Origin of the sequence: Leifsonia sp., from assembly GCF_051955155.1 — a bacterium.
Lineage (GTDB): Bacteria > Actinomycetota > Actinomycetes > Actinomycetales > Microbacteriaceae > Leifsonia.
The window spans coordinates 1-2,567 of the sequence record NZ_JBQCGZ010000130.1 but is presented as its reverse complement, the minus strand read 5'-3'; the positions used below and the strand labels follow the sequence as shown (position 1 = coordinate 2,567).

At 72.5% G+C, this 2,567-nt stretch carries 3 protein-coding genes; 1 reads left to right on the top strand and 2 read right to left on the bottom strand.

The features are described 5' to 3' along the window. Positions 1-568, bottom strand: a 568-nt coding sequence (locus ACTHMF_RS14420; protein WP_440318535.1) for an isocitrate/isopropylmalate family dehydrogenase, incomplete at its 3' end; no start/stop codon positions are given. 210 nt (positions 569-778) lie between these two features. Continuing rightward, entirely contained in the window at positions 779-2,311 is a 1,533-nt protein-coding gene (locus ACTHMF_RS14415; protein ID WP_440318533.1) for an MFS transporter, read from the bottom strand. A gap of 73 nt (positions 2,312-2,384) precedes the next feature. Here ACTHMF_RS14415 and ACTHMF_RS14410 point away from each other — a divergent pair. After that, on the top strand, positions 2,385-2,567 hold a 183-nt coding region (locus ACTHMF_RS14410; protein ID WP_440318532.1), incomplete at its 3' end, for a TetR/AcrR family transcriptional regulator.

Sequence of the window (2,567 nt, the reverse complement as noted above, 5' to 3'; positions counted from 1 at the left end):
TGTGCACCAGCGTGAGCCGATTGCGACGCTGCTCCGCCTGCTCGAACGCGTAGCGCACCACGCGCTCCACGCCGTAGGCCGTGTTGACGGACACCTCGTTGGCGATCTCGTGCGGCGTGCCCTGCCGGATCGCGCCGCCGTTGCCGACGTACGGCCCCTCCGTGCCCTCTCGGACGACGACGAAGTCCACATCGCCCGGGTTCGCGAGCGGGCTCGCGATGCCGGGGAACAGCGTCGTCGGCCGCAGGTTCACGTAGTGGTCGAGCGAGAAGCGGAGCTTCAGCAGCAGCCCGCGCTCGATGTTGGCCCCGGCCAGCCGCGGGTCGCCCGGCACGCCGCCGACGGCCCCGAGCAGGATGGCGTCGTGGCGCGCGATGGCGGCCAGGTCGTCGTCCGTCAGCACGTCGCCGGTGGCGAGGAAGCGGTCGGCGCCGAGCGAGAAGTGCGTCTTCTCGAACGCGAGGTCGCTGCCTGCGGTCACCGCGTCGAGCACCTTGACCGCCTCGGCGATCACCTCCGGCCCGATTCCGTCTCCGGGGATGACGGCGAGGTGGACGGTTGTGCTCATGACGCTCCTGCACTGATCAGCGGATGGTGTGACTACACACTATCGCCGCGCCGCCCGCCGGTCGCGCGCGGCCCACCCTCCGCTCCCGGCAGGTCGGAAACGGAGGATTCTGCCCGGAGACACGCCGCAGGATGCCCGGAAGGGAGGAAAGATGAGGACGCGCAGCATCCGGCATCCTCCGATTCCGACGACGAACCGGCCGCGCGCGGGTCAGGCCCGGACGCGGCGGAGCGTGATCAGCGCGAGCGCGGCGGCGGTGAGCATCAGCGCGACGCCGATGGAGGCGGTGATCCCGACGCCGCTGTCGAACGCGTGCCGGGCAGAGGCGAGCAGGTCGGCGGCCGCGTTCGCCGGCAGCCCCTCCGCGACCTTCACCGCGCCGCCGAGCGTGTCCGCGGCCGCGGCCGCGTCGCCGGCGGCGAGGCCGGCCGGCAGCTCGATGGCGGCGCGGTAGGACGCGATGATGATGCTGCCGAGGGTCGCCGTGCCGAGCACGGCGCCCAGCTCGTACGCCGTCTCCGACACCGCGGACGCTGCGCCCGCCTTCTCCGCGGGAGCGGTGGAGATGATCAGCTCGTTCGAGACGGTCTCCGCCGCGCCGATGCCGGCGCCGAGCAGCACGAACGCCGCGAGCAGCACGCCCCACGACGCGTCCCCGCCGGTCAGCGCGATCAGCAGGTAGCCGCAGGCCGACACGCACAGCCCGGCCGCGATGACGATGCCGGGCCGCAGCCGCCGGGCGACGGGCACGACGAGCAGACCGGAGACGATCATCGTCGCCAGGCCCGGCAGCAGCACCATCCCGGCCTGCACGGGCGGCATCCCGAGCACGAGCTGCAGGTGCTGCGACACGAAGAACAGGAAGCCGACCAGCGAGACGACGCTCAGCAGGTTGATGACGACCGCGCCGCTGAACGCGGGGCGGCGGAACAGCCGCATGTCGAGCATGGGGACCGGGCGGCGCAGCTGACGGCGCACGAAGAGCGCACCGGCGGCGGTGCCCACCAGGATCGCGAGGATCGGCACGGGCGCGAAGCCGTGCACCGCGAGCTCCTTGATGCCGAACACGATCGGCGCCATCGTGATCAGCGACAGCAGGATGCTCGGGACATCCACGGGACCGGGCGCCGGGTCCTTCGACTCGCGCACCAGTAGCGGCGTCAGCACCAGCAGCGGGATGAGCACGGGCACCGCGAGCAGGAACACCGAGCCCCACCAGAAGTGCTCGATGAGCAGACCGCCGACGATCGGGCCGAGCGCCGATCCCGCGGCGAAGCCGGACGCCCAGATCGCGATCGCGACGCGGCGCTGGTCTCGATCCTGGAACACGCTGCGCAGCAGCGACAGCGTCGAGGGCATGAGCATCGCACCGAAGAGGCCGAGGACCGCCCTGGCGCCGATCAGTAGCTCCGCGGTGGGGGCGAACGCGGCGGCCGCCGAGACCGCGGCGAACCCGGTCGCGCCGATCAGCAGCACCGTGCGCCGACCGATCCGGTCGCCGAGGCTGCCCATCGCGACGAGCAGGCCGGCGAGGACGAGCGGGTAGACGTCGACGATCCAGAGCATCCCGGTCGCCGACGGCTGCAGCGCCTCGGAGATGGCGGGAAGCGCGAAGCTGAGCACTGTGTTGTCGACGGAGACGAGCAGCACGGGCAGCATCAGGACGACGAGGGCCGCCCAGCCGCGCGCGCCGGCGCGGACGGGTGCCGTGACGGGTGCGAGGTCCTGGACGGTCGAAGACATGCCTCTACTGTACCGTCCAGACGGTACAGTCGGCAAGGCGCGGGAGCCTGCGCCGGCGGCTAGCATGGGCCACATGTCCTCCCCCGCCACCGGCGCCCCGGCCCGGTCCGCCCGCGACCGCATCCTCGACGCCTTCGAGGAGCTGCTCGCCGAGCACAGCGAGCGGGCCGCGACGCTCGACGCCGTCGCCGCGAAGGCCGGCGTCTCCAAGGGCGGGCTGCTGTACCACTTCGCGTCGAAGGACGCGCTCGTCGAC